The sequence below is a fragment of the Sodalis sp. RH14 genome (genome assembly GCF_047324285.1).
Lineage (GTDB): Bacteria > Pseudomonadota > Gammaproteobacteria > Enterobacterales > Enterobacteriaceae > Acerihabitans.
In genome coordinates this window covers 3,625,282-3,647,871 of the sequence record NZ_CP178739.1, presented here as the reverse complement: position 1 = coordinate 3,647,871, position 22,590 = coordinate 3,625,282, and the positions used below count along the sequence as shown (strand labels likewise).

The following is a 22,590-nucleotide window of genomic DNA, read 5'->3' as shown; positions in this document are numbered from 1 at the left end:
GTATGTGCATAGGCATTCCCGGTAAGATCGTGGCCGTCGGGGCCGATATTCACCAGCCGGCCTGTATCGAGGTCTGCGGCGTGCAGCGCGCGGTAAATATCGCCCTGGTATGCGAAGGCGAACCCGCCGCGCTGGTCGGCCAGTGGGTATTGGTCCATGTGGGATTCGCCATGAGCCTGCTCGATGAGCAGGAGGCGCGCGAGACGCTGGCGGCATTGCAGTCCATGCAAATGGTCGGCCTGGAGCTCGACGAAATGAGACAGGATGGGAAGCGGCGGGTAGTGGGCTAAAAACAACGCCCGATAACGGCAACGCCCCGCCACCCGGGATACGGGTGGCGGGGCGTTGCTGATTAACGTGCGGATAGGGGGTAGGTTAACTTGCCCTGGTTAAAAAATGCCCACCAGAGTCACCACGGTCAGGATGGCGGCCAGTCCGTAAAACACCCATTTGCCGGCCGGCACATGAATTTTCAGGTCATGCGTGCAGTGATAAATGCGATGCAGCCCGCACCACAGCGGCAGGACAATCATCAGCAGCCAGAACAGGCGGCCTATCAGGGTATGGCTGAACGCGAGCACCCGCGGATAGCTGAGCGCCTCGCCCGGATACCAGCCCAGCGGCAGCAAAAAGGCCACCAGCAGGATTATCACCGGCGCGACGATGGCGCTCCACATGCCGCCGGCGCCGAACAGGCTCCAGAAAACCGGTTCATCGGCGCGTTTCGGATTTTGATTCATAGCGTTCTCCTGATTAAACGACAAGGGCCACGGCCAGTATCACCACCGTCACCACCAGCGTAACGCCCCAAAGCGTGGCGATAAACGGCGCCGGACCGACCTTTTCATCCTTGACGACCAGCACAGTGGCCTTGGGCGCCAGCTCAAACCAGGTTTTGGTATGCAGCAGCGCCGCCAGCAGCGTCAGCAGGTTAAGCGCCAGCACCACCGGGTTTTGCAGGAAATGCACAAACCCGTCCCAGTTCGCCTCGCCGGCCTTCAGCGCATACAGTCCGTAGATCAGTTCCAGGCTGAACCAGACCGCCGGTACGGCGGTGCCTTCGCGCAGCATATAAAAACGGTAGAACCCCAGCTTCTGCCACCAGTTGGCCGGCATGCTGCGAACGTAGGGCTTGCGTTTGGTTGTTATCATGTTAATCACTCCCTTAGCGAGGTTTCAGCATGGCGATCATAAAGTCCTGGGTGCTCGCCACTTTGCCCTGCTGAATGGCGGCGGCGGGATCCACATGTTTGGGACACACCTCCGAGCAGTAGCCGACGAACGTGCAGCTCCAGACGCCGTTTTCGCCGTTCAGCTGCGCCATCCGCTCCTTTTTGCCGTGGTCGCGGTTATCCAGATTGTACCGGTGCGCAAGCGTAATGGCCGCCGGGCCGATAAACTCCGGATTCAGCCCGAACTGCGGACAGGCGGCATAACATAAGCCGCAGTTGATGCAGCCGCTGAACTGATGGTATTTGGCCATCTGCGCCGGGGTCTGCAGGTTGGTGCCTTCCGACGGCTGGCGGTTATTGCCGATGATATAGGGCTTAATCGCCTCCAGGCTCTCGATAAAATGGGTCATGTCCACCACCAGATCGCGCTCGATGGGGAAGTGGCCCAGGGCCTTGACCTTCATGCCGTGGGGATATTCGCGCAAAAAGGTTTTACAGGCCAGCTTCGGCACATTGTCCACCATCATGCCGCAGGACCCGCAAATGGCCATCCGGCACGACCAGCGGAAGGACAGGTCCGGCTCCAGGTTATCCTTGATATAACCCAGCGCGTCCAGCAGCGAGGTTTGCGCGTCATAAGGCACGTCGTACACCACGGGATGGGGGGCCTGATCCTGCTCGGGGTTATAACGCATTACCTCAAGCTTCAGCGTGTTCATCTCAGCCATTGGCCTGCTCCTTATCCTTTTTATCCTGTACCGCGGCCGCGGCGCCCTCGCCGCCGTACATCCGTTTGGCCGGCGGCAGGGTGGTGATCTTCACGTCGCTGTATTCCAGACGCGGCGCGCCGTCGGGATTATAAAACGCCAGGGTATGCTTGAGGAAATTCACGTCGTCGCGCTCGGTACAGCCCTCATCGAGCCGCTGGTGGGCGCCGCGCGATTCCCGGCGGTGGAACGCCGAATGCGCCATGCAGTCGGCCACCTCCAGTCCGTTGCCCAACTCAATGGTGTAGAGCAGATCGGTATTAAACACGCTGGAGGTATCGGTAATGGTAACCCGTTTAAACCGCTCTTTCAGCTCGGCCAGCTTATCCATGGTTTTTTGCATCAGCTCCGGCGTACGGTAGATGCCGCAGCCTTCTTCCATCGACAGGCCCATCTCGTCGCGGATGGCCGACCATTTTTCATTGCCCCGCTGGTCCATCAGGCGTTGCAGGGTGGTTTCCACGTCCCGCGCCTGGGCGTCGAGGACGGCGTTATTGGCGGCCGGCGCGGCCGCCGCGCTGGCCGCGGCCTGTTCGCCCGCCAGGCGGCCGAACACCACCAGCTCGGCCAGGGAATTGGAGCCGAGACGGTTGGCGCCGTGCAGGCCCACCGAGGAGCATTCGCCGACGGCAAACAGACCGCGGATGCGCGTTTCGCATTGCTGATCGGTTTCAATGCCGCCCATGGTGTAATGGGCGGTGGGGCGTACCGGGATGGGATCCTTCACCGGATCGACGCCGACATAGGCTTTCGACAGTTCACAGATAAACGGCAGCCGTTCCAACAGCTTTTTCTCGCCCAAATGGCGCAGGTCGAGATAGACCACGTCGCCGCGCGGCGTGGCGATGGTGCGCCCGGCGCGCCATTCGTGCCAGAACGCCTGGGACAGCTTATCGCGCGGACCCAGTTCCATATATTTGTTTTCCGGATGGCCCAGCGGCGTTTCGGGCCCCATGCCGTAGTCCTGCAAATAGCGATAGCCGTCTTTATTAACCATGATGCCGCCTTCGCCGCGGCAGCCTTCGGTTATCAGGATGCCGGAGCCGGGCAGGCCGGTGGGGTGGTACTGAACAAACTCCATATCGCGCAGCGGCACGCCGTGACGCAGGGCGATGCCCATACCGTCGCCGGTGACGATGCCGCCGTTGGTGTTATAGCGATAAACGCGGCCGGCGCCGCCGGTGGCCATGACCACGGCGTTGGCGCGGATGCAGATGCGCGTGCCTTCCATCATATTGATGGCCACCAGTCCGCGCGCCTGGCCGTCGTCCACCAGGATATCCAGCACGAAGTGCTCGTCGAAGCGCTTGATCTGCGGATATTTCAGCGAGGTCTGGAACAGCGTATGCAGAATATGGAAACCGGTTTTATCGGCGGCGAACCAGGTACGTTCGATTTTCATCCCGCCGAAACGCCTGACGTTCACCCGGCCGTCGGGCTTGCGGCTCCAGGGGCAGCCCCACAGTTCAAGCTGGGTCATCTCCTCCGGGCAGTGGCGGACAAAATGATCGACCACGTCCTGCTCGCACAGCCAGTCGCCGCCGGAGACGGTATCGTGGAAATGGGAGTCAAAAGAGTCATGATCCTGGGTGACGGCGGCGGACCCGCCCTCGGCGGCCACGGTATGGCTGCGCATGGGGTATACTTTCGATACCAGGGCGATAGTCAGGTTGGGATGGGCCTGCGCGGCGGCAATGGCGGCGCGTAAACCCGCGCCCCCCGCCCCGACGATGACGATATCGGCATTAAAGGTTTGCACTTTATTCTCCTGCTCATCGGACATTGCATTAAAATCAACAAAACGCAGCGGGATATTTAATTGACTTTAATAATTAAAATAACTGAAAATTTTTAATTAACTAAATTAAGCACACTAATTAATTTGATTCTTCTAATGATGCCATACATTCAGATAATAATAATATATTCCGTATGGGCAATAATGCGAGTGTGGATGAATACAGGTATGATGTAGATCAACAAAAAAAAAGAGAAGTGAAATCATTTTGTTAAATTGACGGCAAAGCGGAATAATTGGCATTCAGCTATTGATGTCGCGCGCGGACAGGGAACGGCAACTGCCCGCCGGGACGCGCCGCCGTCCCGGCAGGGTTATTTTGACGTCAGGGCCGCCGGCGGTTAAAAACCATAACGGATGGCGTCCTTGCTTTGCTGCATCAGCGCATCGATTTTCTGGGAAAACGCCTCGATGCCCGCGCTGTCGCCGCGCTCCGAGCACTGGCGCCGTTTCAGGTTGTAGGCTTTCATCAGATGCGCCTGGGCGGGGCCGGGCTTGCCGTAGCACGCGACGCTCTTTTCCCAGCAGGCGATGGCGGCGTCCGTGTCCTGCCGCTCAAACAGCGTCTTGCCCAGTTCGTTAAGCGCTTTGGCGCATTCTTTCGGCGCCAGCCCCTGCGCCAGGATAGTATCAATAGACGAGACCATGGATCCTCCGCGTACGGTTAATGGAAAAAGTTAAGAATATGGCCGAACACCAGTCCGACGCTGATGACATCCGAATCACTGAACGTGACGTTGGAAAACCCATACTGCCCGAGCAGGGGCAATAGCAACGCGGGCAGCAGGGTAATAAACAACCCATGGAACACGCCGCCGATGATGGCGCCGCGCCGTCCGCCGACGGCATTGCCGAAAATACCCGCGGTGCCGCCGGCAAAAAAATTGGTCAGCATGCCCGGCAGGATCATCGCCAGTCCCATGCTTGGGAACAGGAACATGCCGATAACCGAGCCGATGGTGGTGGAAATAAAACCGATAATCACCGCGTTGGGGGCATAGGGGAACAGCACCGGGCAGTCCAGCGCCGGAATGGCGTTGGGCACGATGCGCAGCGCGATGCCGCGAAACGCCGGTACGATTTCCGCCAGCAGCAGCCTGACGCCCGCCAGCAGGACATAAACCCCGACCACGAACTGTACCGATTGCAGGAAGGCATAGACCAGGTAGTTAACGCCGTGGGCATAAGGGGCGATCACCAAGGGGCCCGCGGCGATGGACGGAATCAGGTAGACCGGGATCATCACCACCATCATGGAGAGATACGTATCCTGGAGAAAGGAAAACGACTGGGGCAGCTCCAGATCCTCGGTACTTTTGCTGACATCGCCGGTGAGCTTCGCCACGCCGGCCTGCACGATATAACCAATAGTGCAGAAATGGCCCAGCGCAATATCGTCCGACCCCGTTATCTTGCGCACAATGGGCTGCGCCAGCACCGGCATGCCGACCGCCATGACGCCGGCGATAACGCCGCCGATAAGGATTAATTCCGTCCCCCGCAGCCCGCCCATGTAACCGATAACCGAGCATACCGTGGCCATCCAGAGCGAGGCCTGGCCGGTGAGGAAAATATATTTATAACGGGTGAAACGGGCGATAAGAATATTAATTACAAACGCCAGAACCATGATCAGGGCGGTTTCCCGTCCCAGGGTTTGTTGGGCGATGCCGGCAATGGAACCCACGTCGGTGACCACCCCGCGCATATGGAATCCTTTCTGGAATACATCGCCGAGGAAGTTTAACGCAGTGACGATAATATTGGCGCCGGACAGCAGGACTAAAAAACCTAATAGCGTTTTAAGCGTGCCGGTAATAACCTGGCCGGGGCTCTTTTTTTGCGCGATAAGCCCAATCATGGCGATCAATGATATCAGTATCGACGCCTGGCCGAGCACATCGTTGACAATAAAATGGAGGAAAGACATAATAAGTCCCCTGTAGGGTTTGCAACAATCGGATTATCAATCAATCAATATCAAGCCAGGTAGCCTTTTTCCTGTAATACTGGCGTTAGTTTTTCTTTTATTTCGTTTTTATCAACCAATCTTTTAAGGTAAATAATAGTGGCATTTATCGTATAATGCTGGAACTGTGATCGGAAGTTTTCGCCGGTCATTATTATATCCGCCCTGCTTGACGTGGCGCTGGAAATATCACAATGAGACAAATCGGCATCCACGCCCAGATCTTTCAACGCGGCCTCAATACTCATTTCGCACGCAAAACTGCTGCCCAGTCCCGCCCCGCATACCGCCAGAATTGATAATTTTTTCATAATACAGGTTCCTTAAGTGATTCATCTGTAGGGTAACCGCCGCCATCGGGCCGGCATGACGCCGATGACGATAGCTCAATACCGCTTCCGGCGGACAGCCTGCGGCCTGCCCATCCTGAATAGCCATTAACCGGCCATGCGCCTGGCCCACCGGCGTTGATGGCCGCCTGGGTTGATGGTTATCGCCCCTTAGGGTGATACGTTAAAAATGGCGCAGTATGGCCAAAATCTCTTGTTCATCCCGCGCATGTTTTAAGGTATTTACCGCCTCCTCATCGCAAAATAATTTTGACAGGCTCGCAATCATTTCAATATGTGAATGGCTGTCGACGGCCGCCAGGGCAAAAATAACGTACACCGGATCGTTATCTTCGCTGCCGAAGGTCACGCCTTGCGAAACGATAACCAAGGACAAGGCGGTTTTAATTACCCCTTCCTCCGGCCGGGCATGGGGCATGGCAATGCCTTCGCCCAAGACATAGTAAGGGCCTATTTGTTCATGCATGGCGTAAATAGCCTGGAGATAACGGCTCTCAACCGCATGCTGATCGATAAGCGGCTGCACCGATAACGCCACTGCGCTTTGCCAGTCTTTCGCCTGATTAATTAAGCGAACGTTACTTTCGTTAATCCAGTCCGTTAACATAAAGACCCTTTTTAGCTAGGTATAGATATATACTAGTATGTTTCTGTTTCCTTATAAAAACTGTGATCCATCTTTATCTATTTCTACAATATTGTAAATAATAATAAAGAGTTGTCTTGAAAAATAATGCCAAATACTATTACGGGCTTTCTTTATATATGAAGAAGGCCTTTTTAAGCAGCAATGTTCTATTATATTCGGTCAGGTGTGAGTTATCTCCTTACAGTTTGTGGTTATATCACCGCGGCGCGCGGCAATGTTTGCATTATCCAGTCGTAAATAACGCGGGTATCCTGCGGTTGGTCCTGGTCGACGCTAAAGACCGGCCCTAATGCCATCGGTCCGGCGCGTTCCGCCAGCGCCCGCAGTTCGGGTAGATATTCCGCGCCGGGATGGCCGGGCAATCTGTCCGCCAGGCGCGCGGCATAGCGGGCGGCCGCCAGTTGCGCGGAAATCCGGCACCACACTTCGACCAGGCGCGTCACGCCGGCGTGCGCCAGATAATGCGCTAATAGCTCCCGGGGCTGGAAGCCAAACCAGGCGTCTATGATAAAGGTGCTTCCCGCCGGGGCCTGCGCCACGATGGACCAGACGGCCTGGTAACTGGCTTTGCCAAGGGTACGGTTCATCGTGCGGTCGACACCGCCCAGATGCTGCAGAAACGGGTTTTTGATCCCGTCCAGGGATAACGAAAGCCAGCCGGACTGCCGGGAGAGGCCTGCGGCGAGGGTGCTTTTACCGGAGGCGGGGATACCGTTGATCATGATAATCCGCTTGCCGTTGTCACTTTCCGGCCGGTCCTGATGCGACGCCTGGGCGCCATTAGCAGGAGAAAACCGGATGCTGTCGGTCGCCGCGCCCTTGTCAGACATGTTTTACCTGCTCCGTTAACGCGTCTCTCGTCGGCCGGGTCGCGTGAAAATATTGTTTAATCACAGCCTGAATTTCGTTCAGCCGGGGAATAGCCAGTGTTTCCAGTTTTTGCCGGGTGGCCTCACGGTCCAGGGAAATACAATCTTTCCATAACGAACGGCCCGCAATGACGCCGGAGGCGCCCTTGCTCATGGCGTCCGCCACCTGGGTCAGGAAGGTGGCGTGATCGACGCCCGCCGAGAGCACGGCCCAGGGCACGTCGCCGGCAAGCCGGGTGATGTCCGCACAGGCCTGCGGCGAACCGGGATAGGGTAATTTCAGCACCTTGGCCCCGCATTCCAGGCAGATTTTCGTGCCGCCATAGATAAGCTCCGGGATTTTCTGCTTATATTCCTCGTCCGTTTCATCATCGAGTTTATACGTCAGGAACTCAACCACCAACAATAAATCCTCGCGGGTGAAATCCTCGATGCATCGGCGCAGTATAGCGATATTGTGCTGGTTCGCCCCGGCGCGATCCGAGCGCAGATACACCATGATCTTGCCGCCGGTGGCGCCGAGCTCGCGCACCCGCCGGGCGTTGATATGGTCAACCAGCCGCGACAGCCGGTAGCCTTCGGGCGTGGTGTCGAACCCGGAGGCGTCGAGGCCTATCAGCAGCGCCGTGTCGCGCGCAATGATGCCGTCGTCCACCAGCTGCGGCACGGCGCAGACCGGATCGACCAGCACGCATGACGCCTTGCTTGCCAGGTAACGGGTGATATCGGCCTTGATCAGTCCCAGTTCGTGTTCGGAAATCTGCGCCTGCCGGGCGGGATCGTTGGATAGCAGGCTGCGCATGGCACCTCGCTGATCGCAGGCGATAACCAACATGGCGCCGTTGCTGCCACAGATTTGTTGATAGCTGCGTAATTCTGAGGTGGACATTTTTGACATGAATTTCTCCTTTACCTGAAATTTATTACAGACAAAAAACGCGGTGATACGTTGTTACCCTTTGTCATCATCGTCCTTGATTAAATGGGAGAAAATGGTCCCAATGCTGCGGTTTATAAGGGGTTTCTCCCTGGGGAACGATTGCAATTTCCCGCATATTGCGCAATAATTCCCCATCGACAGAGATGAGTGTAATACATTACAGAAAGGAATTTCAAGCTGAAAGAGCCAATTTTGCAAGATCTTGCAGCTACTCGCGCCATGATGCATATGGTGGCGAAGCTGCATTACGAGTCCGACATGCCCCAGGTGGAAATTGCGCGCAAGTTCGATGTCTCCACCGCCACCATTTCACGGCTGCTGAACAAGGCGCGCGCCGCCGGCATCGTGCGTATCGAGGTGGTGGCGCTCTCTTCGCCCGAGAATATGACGGCGGACCTGATTAAGCGCCTGGGATTAAAAAAGGCCTTTGTCGTCGACGCGCCGCCGGCCAACGTCCTGGGCTCGCTGGCCGCGCCGCTGGCGTCGCTGCTGGAACAGGCGGGGCTGGGCGCCGGATCGGTGCTGGGCATCGGCTGGGGCAGGGCGGTGCGGGAGGTGACACTGACGGGCATGCCGCGGTTGCCGGGCATCCTGACCGTGGCGCTGAACGGCGGTATGCAGCAGGCCGCCCCCCATTTCCAGATTACGGAGTTCGTCCGGCGCGCCGCCGAGCAAATGGAAGGCAAGCCCTATTTCCTGCATGCGCCCTATATATCGTCCGCCGAACTGCGCGACGCGTTTCTCGCCGATCGCAGCGTGCAGGATATTATTTCGTTATGGGATCGGCTGGATGTGGCGATTGTCGGCATCGGTCTGACCCATGCGCCCAAACCCGGCGAATCCACCACCGCCATCGCCGATGAAAAGACGCTGAGCCGGGCCGCCGGCGACGTGCTGCGCCATTACGTGACCGAGACCGGCGAGGTGCTGCACTGGGAAGGGGAGGCGCGCATGATCGCCGCCTCGCCGGAACAGCTCAGGCGCACGCCGCTGACCATCGGCGTGGCCGCCACGCCGGAAAAGGCCGCCGGCATTATCGGCGCGGTGCGATCGGGCATGATCAATTCCCTGGTGACCGATGTGAACACCGCCCAGGCGATACTGGACCGGCTGCCGGCGGGTTAACCGGCCTTTGCCGGGACGGGGACGGGGGATAAAGCCAGCGCCCGGCGCAACGGGGCGCTGGCAAGGAGGACGACGCGCCGTGTCTTCAGCGTAAGGCGCGGCACGCGCGGGTAATGCGTTCGCAGGCCTCGCTCAGGCGGCTATCGTCGATGGCGTAGGCGATGCGCAGGTAAGGCGACGCGCCGAAGGCCGAGCCTTGCAGGGTAGCGACATGGCCGGCGTCCAGGAGATAGGCGGCAAAATCGCTGTCGCTGGCGAGGGTGGCGCCCGCCGGTGTTTTTTTGCCGATCATGCCGGCGCAGTTGGCGAACACATAGAATGCCCCCGGCGGTACCGCCGCCGCCAGGCCGTCGATGGCATTGACGCAGGCCATGATGACGGCGCGGCGCCTGGCCAGGGTCGCCATCCAGGCGTCCATAAATCCCAGGCCCTGCTCCAGCGCCGCCACCGTCGCGGCCTGTGAAATGGAGCTGGGATTGGAGGTGCTTTGCGATTGCAATATCTGCATGGCCGCCACCAGCCAGTCCGGGCCGCCGGCATAGCCCAGCCGCCAGCCGGTCATCGAATAGCCTTTCGATACGCCGTTTACCGTCAGCACCCGATCTTTCAGCCGGGGCTCTACCTGCGCCAGGGTAACGAATTCGCCCGCCGCATGGCAGATATGCTCGTAGATATCATCGGCCATGATCAGCACCTGCGGATTGTCGAGCAGCACCGCGGCCAGCGCCTTCAGCTCGGCGCGCGAGTAGACCGCGCCGGTGGGGTTGTTGGGGGAGTTCAGTATCAGCCAGCGGGTCCTGGCCGTAATGGCGGCGGCGAGATCGGCCGGGCGCAGTTTCCAGCCGTGGGCCTCGGCGCAGGGTACGATGCGGGCTTCGCCTTCGGCCAGCGCCACCATATCCGGATAGGATACCCAATAAGGGGCGGGGATGATCACTTCGTCGCCGGCCGAGACCGTCGCCAGCAGGGCATTGAAGATCAGCTGCTTGGCGCCGCTGCCCGCGATGACCTCCTGGGGCGCGTAGTCGACGCCGTTTTCGCGGCTGAATTTGGCGATGATGGCTTTTTTCAGGGCCGCCGTGCCGGGAACGGCTGTGTATTTTGTTTCACCTTGTACAATCGCATCTATGCCTGCCTGTTTGATGTGCGCCGGTGTATCGAAGTCGAGCTCGCCTTCACCGAGGTTAATCACATCCACGCCGGCGGCGGTTAGCGCGCGGACCTGATCGGAAATCGCCGCGGTCGGCGATGGTCTCACCCGGCGTAAGCGAGGCGCAAGTAATTCAGCTGACATCATTTCCCCTATCTATGAAATAATAAAATTGTATTATGTGATACAATAAAATCAATTTAAGCTATCACGTCTCCAGGCGGATTGCCCAGACTTTTTTTGCCGTGTTCCGACCATTAAGGACTTATCGCCATGACATTGCTCTTTGTTGCGCACGACACGCCGGAACCGGCGCTCTATGGGGCCATGGCCGCCATCCTGGCGCGTCGGCTGCGCCTGCCGCTGGCGCACCTGGCCATTGCATGGGATACCGCCCTCTATCCCGACGCCTGCCAGCACGCGATAGCCGCCGGCGCGCTGGTCACCAGCGGACTGATATGGCACGAACGCCTGAGCGGCGACACCATAGATACGCCGAAGCGCTGGTCTGAACTGGCCGCCCTGCCGGCCGGACGGGACTGGGTGATCCCGCTCGGTCCGGCGCAGCTGGCCGAGTTGCCCGGCCGGCTGCGGGCCCTAAGCCGTCTTGCCGTGGACTATCAGCTGATCCGGGTGGATATGTCGCCCCAGGGCCTGGTTTTTCGCCGCAACGGCGCCATCGAAAGCGCCTGGGGGCAATGGCGCCGCGACGGCTTTGGCCGCTGGCGGGAAACTTCCCCTGACGACGCTATCGCGATCGTGCCTGGCGTGGCCCCGACCGGGGCGTTACCCGCCGTCGACCCCGGCCCGGGCATTGGGCGGGATGCTCCCGTCGCCGCGCCCCACAGCCTGGCCGGGGCCGCCGCTTCGCCGCTGGCCATCGTTTTGCTCGGCGCGCGGCGGGATCAGCTGGAGGCCTATCCCGCCGCCGTCGCCGCGCTCGGCGATGCCGCCGACGCCCTGGCGCTGCGGCTTAATATCCTGTTTGCCTCGCCGCAGGAGCCTTGCGGCGATATCCTCAAACGCGCGCACGGCGTCCTGTTGCCCGGCGGCGCCGCCATGGCCAACGTGGCCGGGCAGATAACCGCGGCGCGTTATACCCTGGATAACGCTGTTCCCACCCTGGGCTTATGCCTGGGCATGCAAACCATGGCGACGGCGGTGGCCCAGCGCATGCTGGGCTCCACCGGGGTGAATCTGGCCGAGGCCGATCCCCTGGCGCCGGTAAAATCCTTTGTTCCGCTGGCGGAAACGGCCGGTCTTCCCCGGCACCGCCTGGGCGACCATATGATGGTGAGCGAGCCCGGCAGCCGTATGCACCAGTTGCTCGGCGACCGGTCAACCCTGCGCTATAACCACCGTTTCCACCTTAACCCGGCGCTGAAGCGGGATCTGGACATCGCCGGCCTGCGCCTCAGCGCCACCGATGCCAGCGGCGCCATTACCGACGGTATAGAATTTACCCGCCATGTATTTTATCTGGGGGTACAGGGCCACCCCGAGCTCTCGTCTTCCCGCCGCCGGCCGCATCCGCTGCTGATGGCGTTTTTAACCGCGGCGGCGCGGCGGCGGGAGGCGCGGCTATAACGCCGGCGATACGCCGGCGCGCGGGTCGGCGGCCAGGCGCGCCAGTTCGGCCGCCACCTGGGCGATGACGTCCGCTTCCAGATCGAGAAGCGGCGCGCGCACATGGCCGCCGTCGAAGCCGCGCAGGTTCATGGCGGCCTTGACCAGTTGCGGCTGGCCGTGGCGGCGGGCCAGGGCGCGGTAGGGATACCACAGGCTATGCAGATCGCGGGCGGTGGCGGCGTCGCCGCGCTCAAGCGCGCGATAGGCGGCCAGAATGATTTCCGGCAGCGCGCAGCTGTTGGTGCTGCTGATGCCGTCGAAGCCGCACATCATCGGCCCGAGGAATGCCAGATCGGAGGCGCAGAACAGCCGCAGGCGGCCGGAGAGGCGGTTGGCGATCTGGTCGATGGCGGTCGGATTCAGATCGCCTTGCTTAATGCCCACCACGCCCCCGATATCCGCCAGCTGTTCCAGTACCGCCGGCGGCAGCGTGATGCCAATGCCCGGCGCGTTATACACCAGGATGCCGGTGCGTGAAAGCGGGGCCATTTGTTTAAAAAAACTCACGATCTGCGCGTCGGTCACTTCGGAGACAAACGGCGGCGTCACCATCGGCAGGCCGCCCAGTTCGCCGGCAAGCGCCGTTAAATCGCGCACCGTGCGCGCGTCGGAACCGGCGCTGCACAGCATCACCGGCACCCGGTCGCCCACCACGTCCATGACGTGGCGAAATAACCGGGCGCGCTCATCGGCGCTCATCGCCGGGAATTCACCGTAGGTGCCGCCGATCAGCACGCCGTCGTAGCCCAGCCCGATGACCCGCTCGATATTGCGCGCCAGTCCCGCGAAATCAAATGCGCCGTCGGCGGTAAACGGGGTAACGGTGATATTAAAAATACCGCGCAGGCGTGCCTGGCTTTCACTGATGTCTTTCATAACTATGCTTTCCTGTCTGACCTGATAACGAAGAACCGATACCGCAGCCCGGCCATGGGGCCGGGCGCGTGGGAGAGGTTGCGCCGCCGGGGCGGAGCATTGCCGGCGCGGCCTGGCCGCCTTGGCGGGCGCCTGCCTGGCCGGCGGGCGCATACAGCGCCCGGCTAAAGCCGGTATAACGGCCGGTCCACCGCCCCGAGGGCCCGGCAGCCGGTTTCCGTCACCACAATGGTTTCGCTGACGCCGACGGTGAATTCACCGTAGATTCTCAGCGCGGGCGGAATATGGAAGGTCATGCCCGGTTGCAGTTCGGTGGTGATGCCGCTGTAAAGACTGAGGATTGCGCCTTCGCCCCAGTCCGGCGCGAACGACACGCCGATGGAATAGCCGGTGCGTTTTTTAAAGTTATCGGTATACCCGGCGCGGTCGATCACTTTCTGGCAGGCGAGATGCGGGGCCTCGCAGGTGGCGCCGGGGCGGATGGCGTCAAGGGCCGCCTGCAGGGCTTCCTGACAGGTTTTTTCCATTTCCAGCGCCACGGCGGGCGGTTTGCCCAGCCACGCCGAGCGCATCAGCGCCGCGTGATAGCGATCGTGGGTGGCGGCCATTTCCAGGAAGATAGGATCGCCGTCCTGGATTTTGCGCCGGCGCCAGGTGCCGTGCGGCACGCCGGTACGCGGGCCGGAGGAGACCAGCGGTTCCATGCCCATATATTCGGATCCGGCGGCGATGGCCGCGCCCATCATGGCGGCGACCAGGTCGTTCTCGGTGGCGCCGGCCCGGATGGCCGCGCGCCCGGCCAGCATGCCCGCGTCGACATAGCGGGCGGCGTGGGCCATTTTTTCCAGCTCGGCGGCGGATTTCACCGCGCGCAGCTGTTCAATCACGCCCGCCGCGTCGTGGATAACGCCCAGCTCGGCTTGCAACGCTTCGTAAACGGCAATCGGCAGAAACCAGCCGCGTTTATCAATGCCGATGCGGCGCCGGGTCCAGCCGCGGTCCTTCAGCACGCCCAGCAGAAAATTCACCGGATTATCGCCGTCGGTATAAATGGCGGCGTCGCGGATAAAGGTGTTGGAAATAAAGTTAAAATATTCCAACTGGCGGATAACGAATACCGGATCGCCCTCCACCGGCAGCACCAGGGCCTGAAAGGTGTAATATCCCGGCGTCTGCTGGCCGGTGAGATAGAAAATATTTTCCGGACCGGTGATGACCATGACGTCCAGCCCGGCCTGGGTGAGCAGGGCGCGCGCTCGCTCGACGCGTCCGCGGTATTCCTCTTCACCAAAGGCGGATTCGCCGCCCGGCGTCACGCGGCCCAGATCGGGCAACGGGGTCTTGTTTACTGCGCTTGGGTTTGTCATTTACAGAACTCCTGGATGAATTCCGCCCGGGCGGGGTCAAAACCGACCCCCAACCCGGACGCGCAAGGGCTGCAGACCAGCCCTTGCTGATAGATAAGTCCGGCGACCGGATCGTTGCCCAGCCCGTCGGCGCCATACAGTTCGGCATAGGCCGGGCGGGAGGCGCAGGCGACATGCAGCGCGGCGGCGGTGGCCGCCGCGCCTTCATTCATTTGGCCTATCATAAAAGGCACGCCGGCGGCGTTAAGCCGCCGCGCGGCGGCAAGGGCCGGGCCGATGCCGCCCATTTTCACCAGCTTCAGGTGCGCCCAAACCTTGCCGCCCAGGCCGATGACGCGGGCCAGATCCGCCTCGCTGCTCATGCTTTCGTCGAGCATCAGCGGGATCGGGCTGGCGGCGGCCAGCGCCGCGTAGCCGTGTTCCGGGTCGTCGGCCGCGCCATCGGCAATCGGCTGCTCCATATAACGTAAATCGTAGGCGGCCAGGGCCCGCAGGCGCGCCAGGGCCTCGCGCGCCGGCCACTGGCCGTTGGCGTCCGCCGCCAGGCTGATCCCGGCGCCAAAACGGCGGCGCAGGGCGGCGACGCGGTCCAGGTCCTGGTCAAATCCGGCCACGCCGACCCGCAGTTTCAACTCGGTGAAACCCCGGTCCACATACGCCTCGGCCTGTTGCAGCATTTGCTCGCGCGAGGACCAGAACAGCGTCTGGTTAGTGCGATAGCTCACCACCGGCGAAGACGCGCCGTCCTGCGCCGGCGCAATGGCCACGGGGTGCCGCTCCCGCGCCGTTTCCCCGCATGGCGGCACGGCGCCGCCCGCGTCCCGGGGACGCGCCAGCAACCCGGCGACGCTGATGCCTTGGCGCCGGGCAAGCAGGTCATGCAGCGCCACATCAAGCAGCATGCGCGTCGGCGCCAGAATTCCTGCCGCCCAGGTATCCAGCCCGGCCAGCAGTTGCGCGGGGTCCAGGGCAAGATCCAGCCGGCGCAGGCAGCGGAGGACGTCGTCCAGCACCTGCTGCGGGCTGTAGCCGTTCAGGTAGGCGATATTCACCCGCACCTCGCCCAGGCCCTGGAAGGCCTGATCCTCCAGCAGCAGGTAAAGCTCGTCCAGCGCCGCCACGCTGCCCGAGGAGGCGGTATACAGCCGTAGATGCGGGTAGCGCAGCGCGGCGCGATACAAAGTGGCTTTCACCCGGGCTCCTTAGCGGCTCATCATCGCCAGCGCCACGTCGCGATAGATCTCGCTGGCGGCAATAAATTCATCGATGGGCACGAACTCATCGGGTTTGTGCGCGTCGGCAAGGGATCCCGGGCCGATAACGATGCCCTTGGTGCCGAGACTGCGAAAATGCACCAGATCGCAGCCGCCCTGGAAGCCGAACGGCCCCGGCTCCGCATTGCCGTGGGCGCGACAGGCATCCAGGCCCGCCAGTACGATGGGATCGCCGGAGTCGGTTTCCGTCGCGCCGCCGGTGGTCGGTTTAAAGGTGACGATGTCGCTGCGCACGCCGAACTTTTCCCGCGCCAGCGTAAGCAGATCGCGGATCTCTTGTTTAACCTGCTCTTCGTCTTCCCCCGGCACCATGCGCCGGTCCAGCAGCAGCTCGCAGCTGTCCGGCAGCACGTTATCCGCATGGCCGCCGTTGATGCGCGTCACCGTCAGGCTGGCGGATCCCACCAGCGGGTGGCAATGGCAGCGCACGCTGTGTTCGTGGGCATGTTCCACCAGACCCAGCAGCTGCGCCGCGCGGAAGATGGCGTTTTCGCCCAGCTCCGGCGTGCCGGAGTGCGCGGTAACGCCGTGCACCCGCACCAGCGGACGCAGGCTGCCTTTATGGGCGGAATAAGTGCTGTTAGAGGTCGGTTCGCCAATCACCGCGTAGTCGATTTTCGCCGGCGCCTCGCGCACGTAGAATTTGGCGCCTTCGCTGGCCACCTCCTCGTCGGCGACGAAAATCCCCATCAGGGTGCCGCGCCAGCCGTCGCGATGCGCCGCCAGCATGCGCATCGCCTCAAGCATCGCCACCAGCGGCCCTTTGGCGTCGCAGGAGCCGCGGCCATACAATTTGCCGTCGCGCTCGGTAAGCGTAAACGGATCCTGGCTCCAGCCGTCGCCCGCCGGCACCACATCGATATGGGTGTTAAAGGCGAAGCAGGGACCGGCGCCATTTTCCAGGCGCGCAATGACATTGGTGCGGCCAGGGAGGTATTCGCTAAGCGTCAGGTCAAAACCGGCATCGGCCAGCAGCCGGCTGATATGTTCCGCCGCTTCGCGCTCGCGCCCCGGCGGGTTTTCGGTATTGATTGCGACCAGCGCGGCAAGATCGCGTTTCATCCTGCCGATATCGGGCGATGAAAGACTCATCGACATCTCCTGAGGTGAATAAACGCCCTGACGAGGGCATGCATGATTGGCACTAACTATCAGTGCAATATCTGGTCGAGGAAGCGCTGCGCCCGCTCGCTCACATCGCCGCCGAAAAACTTCCCGCTCGGGGCGTTTTCAATGATTTCGCCGTTTTCCATAAAAACGATATGGTTGGCGGCGCGCCGGGCAAACCCCATCTCGTGGGTGACCACGATACTGGTCATGCCCTCGGCGCTCAGATCGGCCATGACGTCGAGCACCTCGCGGATCATTTCCGGATCCAGCGCCGAGGTCGGCTCGTCGAACAGCATCAGCTTGGGTTTCATCGCCAGGGCGCGGGCAATGGCCACCCGCTGCTGCTGGCCGCCGGACAGCTCGTCGGGAAACGCGTCGGCCTTGTCCGGTATGCGCACCTTGCCCAGCAGTTCCAGCGCCTGGGCCTGGGCCTCGGCGCGGCTGACGCCGCGCACCGTCATCGGCGCGAGCATAATGTTTTCCGCGGCGGTGAGATGGGAAAACAGCTCATAGCTTTGAAACACCATGCCGATGTCCTGGCGCAGCCGGTGCGGCTTGATATCGGCATGGGTAATATCCTGGTTGCGGAAAAAAATGGCGCCGCCTTCGATGGGTTCCAGCAGGTTGACGCAGCGCAGCAGGGTGGATTTGCCCGAGCCGGAGGGGCCTATCAGCACCACGGTGTCGCCCTCGGCCACGTTAAGCGAACAGTTTTTCAGCACATGCTGCGCGCCGAAATGTTTATCGACGCCGATGATCTCCAGAACCGGTTTTGTGCTTTTCATCATTTTTCCCTCAGTGTGTCGTGCCGGTACTGCCGCGCAGCAGGCGTTCGGTGAATGACAACGCCGGCTTTCTGCGTTTTTTCGGGTCGAGGTAACGCTCCAGCCAGGCCTGGCCCAACATAAAGAGGGTGGTCAGCACCAGATAATAGATACCGGCGGCGCACAGGGCCTCGAAATAGCGGAAGCTGGCGCTGGCGGTCTGGTTGGCGATAAGAAGCAGTTCCTGCACCGCAATCACCGAGACCAGGGCGCTGGACTTGAGCATGCTGATCATCTGGTTGCCCATCGGCGGCAACACAATCCGCGCCGCCTGCGGCAGCACGATCTTGCGCATGATCTGCCCGCCGGTCATGCCCAGCGCCATGCCCGCGGTGCGCTGTCCGCTGCGTACCGCCTGCAATCCGGAGCGCAGGATTTCGGCCATATACGCGCCCTCGTTCAGCGACAGCGCCAGGATCGCGCAGGTAAACGCCGAGAACCGCACGCCGAAACCGGGCAGGACGTTATAGACAAAAATGATTTGGAACAGCACCGGCGTGCCGCGAAACAGCCAGAGATAAAAGAAGGCCAGCCCCGTGCAGATACGTAACCGGGATTCCTGTAACAGGGCCAGCACCAATCCCATGATGATGCCGAAAAACAACGAGCACACCGTCAACAGCAGGGTCATTAACGCGCCCTGGAAGAACGCCGGGGAGAGCAGGTACTGCCAAACAAGATCAAGGGACATGGACTTTCCTTAAACGCCGGGACCGGTCGGAAAACGTGGTGATGATCAAAAAATAGCCACCGACGCCGGGAACTGCCATTTCGCGATCAATTTCTGGTAGGTGCCGTCGGCAACAAGTTCTTTCAGGCCGGTTTCAATCAGGGTTTTCATCTGCGCGTCGCCTTTGCGCAGCGCAATGCCGATATGGGTATCGGCCTCGAATTCATCGCCGGTGGTTTCGAAGGTATCGCCTTTTTCGCTCAGCAGCGCCACGGCGCCCGGGGTGGAAAGAAATTCAGCATCGGCCCGCTTTTGCGCCACCGCCACCGCCGAGTCGGTGGCCGCCGGGAAGGTCATGACGTTAATGGCCGCCTTGCCGCCGTCCTGGCACGCTTTGCTGCTCACGCGCGCCTGGCTTTCCTCAATGCCGCCGAGGGTCACGGCGATGCTCTTGCCGCACAGCGACAGGTCGCGGCCGGTAATCTTCTCCGGATTGCCCTTGGCGACCACCACCCGGCTGCCGATTTTCAGGTAAGGCACAAATTCCACCTGCTCGGAACGCACCGGGTTGATATACATCGCCGAGTTGATGATATCCAGACGCTTACCCTGCAATGCCGGGATCAATCCCTTGAACTCCATGGACATCGGCTGCGGTTTCAACGCCAGCTTGGCCGACAGGGCGTTGATCAGGTCGATATCAAAGCCGGTCAGCTTGCCGTCCTTCATGTATTCAAACGGCATAAAGGTGGCGGCGGTGCCATAGGTCAGCTCGCCCTTACTGACCAGCTCAGGCGCCGCCTGGCTCATCAGGGGGGCGCCCAGACATAACGCGGCCAGGGTAACGACGGCATAGCGACGCAAAAACAGGTTTTTAGACATGTCAGGCTCCGGGGGTGATGAGCGTAATTGCTCTTTGTGTATCATTAAATACAATTGAAAGGGGTTGTCAAGGCTCTTTTTTGGTGCACATTCTGCACTATATAAGGGCTTGCACGCTATTTGAAGGTGTTATTGTTTAATGGGTTATTGTATAATAGTATGCAACAAATACTTTTTGGATGCGGCACTCCATGACTCAAACGGCGACGGCCAGCGGACGGCGACTGGCAAATCAAATCCTGGATCTGATACGCGAGGCGAAATTCGAGCCGGGGCATCACCTGCGCGAACAGCAACTGGCGGATATGGCGGGCGTCTCCCGCACCCCGGTGCGCGCGGCCATGAAACTGCTGTGCGAACTGGGCATCATCGAAACGCGGCGCAACCAGGGATTTTTCCTGGTTAAGCCCTATGATGAAATCCAGCGCATCAGCATTGATGTACCCGCCAGCAGCGATCAAGACCTGTATGAACAGCTGGTCCGGGACCGTATCGCCGGCAAACTGCCGGAATCCCTGACCCAAACCGAGATCTCGCAGCGCTATGACGTCGATCGCAATGTCCTGGCGCGCACGCTGCTGCGCTTGTCCGAGGACGGACTGATTGCGCGCAATAAAGGCCACGGCTGGTCGTTCCTGCCGACGCTCAATACCGACGTGGCGTTCAGCAACGGTTACCGGTTCCGGCTGATGATTGAGCCGGGCGCGCTGCTGTCCCCCGGCTTCCAGGCGGATAAAAACACGCTCAGGCGCCTGCGCCAGCAGCATATGTTCCTGATTTCACACCCGGATATCTTAAGCGTCGACGGGCGGCAGATTTTCGACACCGACGCCAGCTTCCATGAAACGCTGGCGGAATTAAGCGGCAATATTTTTATCCTGCAGGCCATCGTACAGCAGAACCGTCTGCGTCGTCTGCTGGAATTTGGCAGCTATACCAATAAGCAGCGGGTGCGCGAATGGTGCGGCGAACATGTGGCGATCATCGACGCCGTCCTGGAAGGACACATGGCCGAAGCCGCGGAAATCATGCGCCGTCATCTGCAATCCGCCTACGAAAACGGACGCACCAAGGTCAGTAAAAGCAGTAAGCCGGATTAAGGCGGCCCGCCAACACCGGGCTCAAAGCAGACGTGTTCAAGGGAGAGCGTGCCAATGGGGTCGAATCGGGCGTGGTGTTCCCGCCAAACCGAGCCCCATGGCACGGTAGGCCCGCCAACACCGGGCTCAAAGCAGACGTGTTCAAGGGAGAGCGTGCCAATGGGGTCGAATCGGGCGTGGTGTTCCCGCCAAACCGAGCCCCATGGCACGGTAGGCCTGCCAACACCGGGCTCAAAGCAGACGTGTTCAAGGGAGAGCGTGCCAATGGGGTCGAATCGGGCGTGGTGTTCCCGCCCGACCGAGCGTCCCATGGCATGGTAGGCCCGCCAACAGCGGGCTCAAAGCAGACGTGTTCAAGGGAGAGCGTGCCAATGGGGTCGAATCGGGCGTGGTGTTCCCGCCCGACCGAGCACCCCATGGCACGGTAGGCCCGCCAACACCGGGCTCAAAGCAGACGTGTTCAAGGGAGAGCGTGCCAATGGGGTCGAATCAGGCGTGGTATTCCCGCCAAACCGAGCCCCATGACATGGTAAGCCCGCCAACACCGGGCTCAAAGCAGACGTGTTCAAGGGAGAGCGTGCCAATGGGGTCGAATCGGGCGTGGTGTTCCCGCCCGACCGAGCACCCCATGGCACGGTAGGCCCGCCAACACCGGGCTCAAAGCAGACGTGTTCAAGGGAGAGCGTGCCAATGGGGCCGAATCGGGCGTGGTATTCCCGCCAAACCGAGCCCCATGGCATGGTAAGCCCGCCAACGCAGGGCTCAAAGCAGACGTGTTCAAGGGAGACCGTGCCAATGGGGTCGAATCGGGCGTGGTGTTCCCGCCAAACCGAGCCCCATGGCACGGTAGGCCCGCCAACACCGGGTTCAAAGCAGACGTGTTCAAGGGAGAGCGTGCCAATGGGGTCGAATCGGGCGTGGTGTTCCCGCCCGACCGAGCACCCCATGGCACGGTAGGCCCGCCAACACCGGGCTCAAAGCAGACGTGTTCAAGGGAGAGCGTGCCAATGGGGTCGAATCGGGCGTGGTATTCCCGCCAAACCGAGCCCCATGGCATGGTAAGCCCGCCAACACCGGGCTCAAAGCAGACGTGTTCAAGGGAGACCGTGCCAATGGGGTCGAATCGGGCGTGGTATTCCCGCCCGACCAAGCGCCCCATGGCACGCCAACATTGCGCTAACACCAGGCGGAATACACCGCTGTTAAATCATTATTTCAATCAAACAGGAGTCGGTAATGGATTTTGGCATTCAGGGGCGCGTAGCGCTGGTCAGCGGCGCGGGCGGCGGCCTCGGGCGCGCCATCGCGCTGGCATTGGCGGCGGAAGGCGCCAAGGTGGCGGTCTGCGGACGCACGCAAAACACGCTTGATGAAACCGTGGCGCTGATTAACGCGCAGGGCGGCAGCGCCCGCGCCTGGACACTGGATCTCACCCGCCAGGACGCCTTTGACGCCGTCCTGGCCGATATCCGCGCCGCCCTCGGGCCGGTAGCCATCCTGGTCAATAACTCCGGCGGCCCACAGCCCAGCGGGGCCGCGGGCGTGGCGCCGGAACTCTGGAACGCCCAGTTTTCCGCCATGGTCGGATCGCTCATCCTGCTGACCGACAAAGTGTTGCCGGACATGCGCGCGGCGGGCTGGGGCCGCATTATCACCAGCACCTCGTCCGGCATCGTGGCGCCCATTGCCAATCTCGGCATCTCCAACACCCTACGCCTCGCGCTGGCCGGCTGGTCGAAAACCCTCGCCGCTGAAGTGGCCCGCGACGGCATCACGGTAAACGTCATGGTGCCGGGCCGCATCGCCACCCGACGGGTAGGGCAGCTGGACGCCGCCCGCGCCGCACGGGAAGACCTCAGCGTCGAACAGATAGCGGCTAAAAGCGCGGCGACGATCCCGGCCGGTCGCTACGGCAAACCCGAAGAATACGGCGCGGTGGCGGCATTCCTCGCCAGCCGCCAGGCCTCTTATATGACCGGCGGCGTAATCCGCGTCGACGGCGGCATGATCCCCGCCCTCTAAGCCACGCTTCCCGCCGGCCCGCACCTGGCCGGCGGTCTCCTCCGTCC

General features: G+C 61.1%; 23 protein-coding genes. 5 read left to right on the top strand and 18 right to left on the bottom strand.

All coding sequences use genetic code 11. From position 1 onward, the window contains the following. Window positions 1–2 precede the first annotated feature (2 nt). The gene (gene hybG / locus ACL2XQ_RS16605; RefSeq protein ID WP_410014428.1) at window positions 3–290 is read left to right on the top strand and encodes a hydrogenase maturation factor HybG; all 288 of its coding nucleotides are present in this window, start codon (window positions 3–5) and stop codon (window positions 288–290) included. 99 nt (window positions 291–389) lie between these two features. On the opposite strand, the gene frdD is transcribed toward hybG, so the two are convergent. The 10 genes from frdD to ACL2XQ_RS16555 form a co-directional block, all read right to left on the bottom strand. Then, window positions 390–740: a fumarate reductase subunit FrdD gene (gene frdD / locus ACL2XQ_RS16600; protein ID WP_410014429.1), complete on the bottom strand. Its 351-nt coding sequence runs from the start codon at window positions 738–740 to the stop codon at window positions 390–392. 13 nt (window positions 741–753) lie between these two features. Continuing rightward, window positions 754–1,149, bottom strand: coding sequence for a fumarate reductase subunit FrdC (gene frdC / locus ACL2XQ_RS16595; RefSeq protein WP_410016777.1), 396 nt, complete (start codon window positions 1,147–1,149; stop codon window positions 754–756). Between the two features lie 16 nt (window positions 1,150–1,165). Further along, entirely contained in the window at window positions 1,166–1,900 is a 735-nt protein-coding gene (locus tag ACL2XQ_RS16590; RefSeq protein ID WP_413732460.1) for a succinate dehydrogenase/fumarate reductase iron-sulfur subunit, read from the bottom strand. Continuing rightward, window positions 1,893–3,698, bottom strand: coding sequence for a fumarate reductase (quinol) flavoprotein subunit (gene frdA, locus ACL2XQ_RS16585; protein ID WP_410014431.1), 1,806 nt, complete (start codon window positions 3,696–3,698; stop codon window positions 1,893–1,895). The genes ACL2XQ_RS16590 and frdA overlap by 8 nt, the downstream gene beginning before the upstream one ends. Window positions 3,699–4,078: 380 nt before the next feature. Beyond that, on the bottom strand, window positions 4,079–4,384 hold the full coding sequence (locus ACL2XQ_RS16580) for a hypothetical protein (protein WP_413729837.1): 306 nt from the start codon (window positions 4,382–4,384) through the stop codon (window positions 4,079–4,081). Between the two features lie 17 nt (window positions 4,385–4,401). After that, a complete protein-coding gene (locus ACL2XQ_RS16575; RefSeq protein ID WP_413739464.1) occupies window positions 4,402–5,667 on the bottom strand; it encodes a PTS sugar transporter subunit IIC in 1,266 nt (421 codons plus the stop codon). Between the two features lie 50 nt (window positions 5,668–5,717). Continuing rightward, on the bottom strand, window positions 5,718–6,017 hold the full coding sequence (locus ACL2XQ_RS16570) for a PTS sugar transporter subunit IIB (RefSeq protein WP_410014434.1): 300 nt from the start codon (window positions 6,015–6,017) through the stop codon (window positions 5,718–5,720). Between the two features lie 202 nt (window positions 6,018–6,219). Further along, on the bottom strand, window positions 6,220–6,663 hold the full coding sequence (locus tag ACL2XQ_RS16565) for a PTS sugar transporter subunit IIA (RefSeq protein WP_410014435.1): 444 nt from the start codon (window positions 6,661–6,663) through the stop codon (window positions 6,220–6,222). Window positions 6,664–6,896: 233 nt separating this feature from the next. Further along, complete coding sequence (locus ACL2XQ_RS16560; protein WP_413733187.1) at window positions 6,897–7,427, bottom strand: AAA family ATPase; 531 nt, start codon at window positions 7,425–7,427, stop codon at window positions 6,897–6,899. A gap of 100 nt (window positions 7,428–7,527) precedes the next feature. Continuing rightward, window positions 7,528–8,472 (bottom strand): tagatose-bisphosphate aldolase, encoded by a 945-nt coding sequence (locus ACL2XQ_RS16555; protein WP_410014436.1) that lies wholly within the window; start codon window positions 8,470–8,472, stop codon window positions 7,528–7,530. Between the two features lie 234 nt (window positions 8,473–8,706). Here ACL2XQ_RS16555 and ACL2XQ_RS16550 point away from each other — a divergent pair, with 234 nt between their 5' ends. Continuing rightward, window positions 8,707–9,639 (top strand): sugar-binding transcriptional regulator, encoded by a 933-nt coding sequence (locus ACL2XQ_RS16550; RefSeq protein ID WP_410014437.1) that lies wholly within the window; start codon window positions 8,707–8,709, stop codon window positions 9,637–9,639. Between the two features lie 85 nt (window positions 9,640–9,724). On the opposite strand, the gene ACL2XQ_RS16545 is transcribed toward ACL2XQ_RS16550, so the two are convergent. Continuing rightward, window positions 9,725–10,933, bottom strand: a complete 1,209-nt coding sequence (locus tag ACL2XQ_RS16545; protein ID WP_410016779.1) for an aminotransferase class I/II-fold pyridoxal phosphate-dependent enzyme — start codon at window positions 10,931–10,933, stop codon at window positions 9,725–9,727. A gap of 129 nt (window positions 10,934–11,062) precedes the next feature. Here ACL2XQ_RS16545 and ACL2XQ_RS16540 point away from each other — a divergent pair, with 129 nt between their 5' ends. After that, window positions 11,063–12,376, top strand: a complete 1,314-nt coding sequence (locus tag ACL2XQ_RS16540; protein WP_413739463.1) for a glutamine amidotransferase-related protein — start codon at window positions 11,063–11,065, stop codon at window positions 12,374–12,376. On the opposite strand, the gene ACL2XQ_RS16535 is transcribed toward ACL2XQ_RS16540, so the two are convergent. The 7 genes from ACL2XQ_RS16535 to ACL2XQ_RS16505 form a co-directional block, all read right to left on the bottom strand. Beyond that, entirely contained in the window at window positions 12,371–13,294 is a 924-nt protein-coding gene (locus ACL2XQ_RS16535) for a dihydrodipicolinate synthase family protein (RefSeq protein WP_410014439.1), read from the bottom strand. The genes ACL2XQ_RS16540 and ACL2XQ_RS16535 overlap by 6 nt on opposite strands. A 164-nt stretch (window positions 13,295–13,458) precedes the next feature. Then, complete coding sequence (locus ACL2XQ_RS16530) at window positions 13,459–14,661, bottom strand: M24 family metallopeptidase (protein WP_410014440.1); 1,203 nt, start codon at window positions 14,659–14,661, stop codon at window positions 13,459–13,461. Beyond that, window positions 14,658–15,854, bottom strand: coding sequence for a mandelate racemase/muconate lactonizing enzyme family protein (locus tag ACL2XQ_RS16525; protein WP_413739462.1), 1,197 nt, complete (start codon window positions 15,852–15,854; stop codon window positions 14,658–14,660). Before ACL2XQ_RS16525 ends, ACL2XQ_RS16530 begins: the two co-directional genes overlap by 4 nt. Window positions 15,855–15,863: 9 nt before the next feature. Beyond that, window positions 15,864–17,027 carry a M20 family metallopeptidase gene (locus tag ACL2XQ_RS16520; RefSeq protein WP_410014442.1) on the bottom strand — a complete coding sequence of 388 codons (1,164 nt, stop codon included), beginning with the start codon at window positions 17,025–17,027 and terminating at the stop codon, window positions 15,864–15,866. Between the two features lie 59 nt (window positions 17,028–17,086). Further along, entirely contained in the window at window positions 17,087–17,830 is a 744-nt protein-coding gene (locus ACL2XQ_RS16515) for an amino acid ABC transporter ATP-binding protein (RefSeq protein ID WP_413740527.1), read from the bottom strand. 10 nt (window positions 17,831–17,840) lie between these two features. Then, window positions 17,841–18,560 (bottom strand): amino acid ABC transporter permease, encoded by a 720-nt coding sequence (locus ACL2XQ_RS16510; RefSeq protein ID WP_410014443.1) that lies wholly within the window; start codon window positions 18,558–18,560, stop codon window positions 17,841–17,843. A gap of 45 nt (window positions 18,561–18,605) precedes the next feature. Continuing rightward, on the bottom strand, window positions 18,606–19,421 hold the full coding sequence (locus ACL2XQ_RS16505) for an ABC transporter substrate-binding protein (RefSeq protein ID WP_410014444.1): 816 nt from the start codon (window positions 19,419–19,421) through the stop codon (window positions 18,606–18,608). Window positions 19,422–19,612: 191 nt separating this feature from the next. Here ACL2XQ_RS16505 and ACL2XQ_RS16500 point away from each other — a divergent pair, with 191 nt between their 5' ends. Both ACL2XQ_RS16500 and ACL2XQ_RS16495 read left to right on the top strand, forming a co-directional pair. Continuing rightward, window positions 19,613–20,521: a GntR family transcriptional regulator gene (locus ACL2XQ_RS16500; protein ID WP_410014445.1), complete on the top strand. Its 909-nt coding sequence runs from the start codon at window positions 19,613–19,615 to the stop codon at window positions 20,519–20,521. A gap of 1,236 nt (window positions 20,522–21,757) precedes the next feature. After that, window positions 21,758–22,543 (top strand): SDR family oxidoreductase, encoded by a 786-nt coding sequence (locus ACL2XQ_RS16495; RefSeq protein ID WP_413739461.1) that lies wholly within the window; start codon window positions 21,758–21,760, stop codon window positions 22,541–22,543. Window positions 22,544–22,590 lie beyond the last annotated feature (47 nt).

Bases quoted from the DNA above. Each gene is read 5' to 3' on its own strand.
- hybG (WP_410014428.1), top strand. From the start codon at position 3: ATGTGCATAGGCATTCCCGGTAAGATCGTGGCCGTCGGGGCCGATATT.
- frdD (WP_410014429.1), bottom strand. From the start codon at position 740: ATGAATCAAAATCCGAAACGCGCCGATGAACCGGTTTTCTGGAGCCTG.
- ACL2XQ_RS16590 (WP_413732460.1), bottom strand. From the start codon at position 1,900: ATGGCTGAGATGAACACGCTGAAGCTTGAGGTAATGCGTTATAACCCC.
- ACL2XQ_RS16580 (WP_413729837.1), bottom strand. From the start codon at position 4,384: ATGGTCTCGTCTATTGATACTATCCTGGCGCAGGGGCTGGCGCCGAAA.
- ACL2XQ_RS16575 (WP_413739464.1), bottom strand. From the start codon at position 5,667: ATGTCTTTCCTCCATTTTATTGTCAACGATGTGCTCGGCCAGGCGTCG.
- ACL2XQ_RS16570 (WP_410014434.1), bottom strand. From the start codon at position 6,017: ATGAAAAAATTATCAATTCTGGCGGTATGCGGGGCGGGACTGGGCAGC.
- ACL2XQ_RS16565 (WP_410014435.1), bottom strand. From the start codon at position 6,663: ATGTTAACGGACTGGATTAACGAAAGTAACGTTCGCTTAATTAATCAG.
- ACL2XQ_RS16560 (WP_413733187.1), bottom strand. From the start codon at position 7,427: ATGATCAACGGTATCCCCGCCTCCGGTAAAAGCACCCTCGCCGCAGGC.
- ACL2XQ_RS16555 (WP_410014436.1), bottom strand. From the start codon at position 8,472: ATGTCAAAAATGTCCACCTCAGAATTACGCAGCTATCAACAAATCTGT.
- ACL2XQ_RS16545 (WP_410016779.1), bottom strand. From the start codon at position 10,933: ATGTCAGCTGAATTACTTGCGCCTCGCTTACGCCGGGTGAGACCATCG.
- ACL2XQ_RS16540 (WP_413739463.1), top strand. From the start codon at position 11,063: ATGACATTGCTCTTTGTTGCGCACGACACGCCGGAACCGGCGCTCTAT.
- ACL2XQ_RS16535 (WP_410014439.1), bottom strand. From the start codon at position 13,294: ATGAAAGACATCAGTGAAAGCCAGGCACGCCTGCGCGGTATTTTTAAT.
- ACL2XQ_RS16530 (WP_410014440.1), bottom strand. From the start codon at position 14,661: ATGACAAACCCAAGCGCAGTAAACAAGACCCCGTTGCCCGATCTGGGC.
- ACL2XQ_RS16520 (WP_410014442.1), bottom strand. From the start codon at position 17,027: ATGAGTCTTTCATCGCCCGATATCGGCAGGATGAAACGCGATCTTGCC.
- ACL2XQ_RS16515 (WP_413740527.1), bottom strand. From the start codon at position 17,830: ATGAAAAGCACAAAACCGGTTCTGGAGATCATCGGCGTCGATAAACAT.
- ACL2XQ_RS16510 (WP_410014443.1), bottom strand. From the start codon at position 18,560: ATGTCCCTTGATCTTGTTTGGCAGTACCTGCTCTCCCCGGCGTTCTTC.
- ACL2XQ_RS16505 (WP_410014444.1), bottom strand. From the start codon at position 19,421: ATGTCTAAAAACCTGTTTTTGCGTCGCTATGCCGTCGTTACCCTGGCC.
- ACL2XQ_RS16500 (WP_410014445.1), top strand. From the start codon at position 19,613: ATGACTCAAACGGCGACGGCCAGCGGACGGCGACTGGCAAATCAAATC.
- ACL2XQ_RS16495 (WP_413739461.1), top strand. From the start codon at position 21,758: ATGGATTTTGGCATTCAGGGGCGCGTAGCGCTGGTCAGCGGCGCGGGC.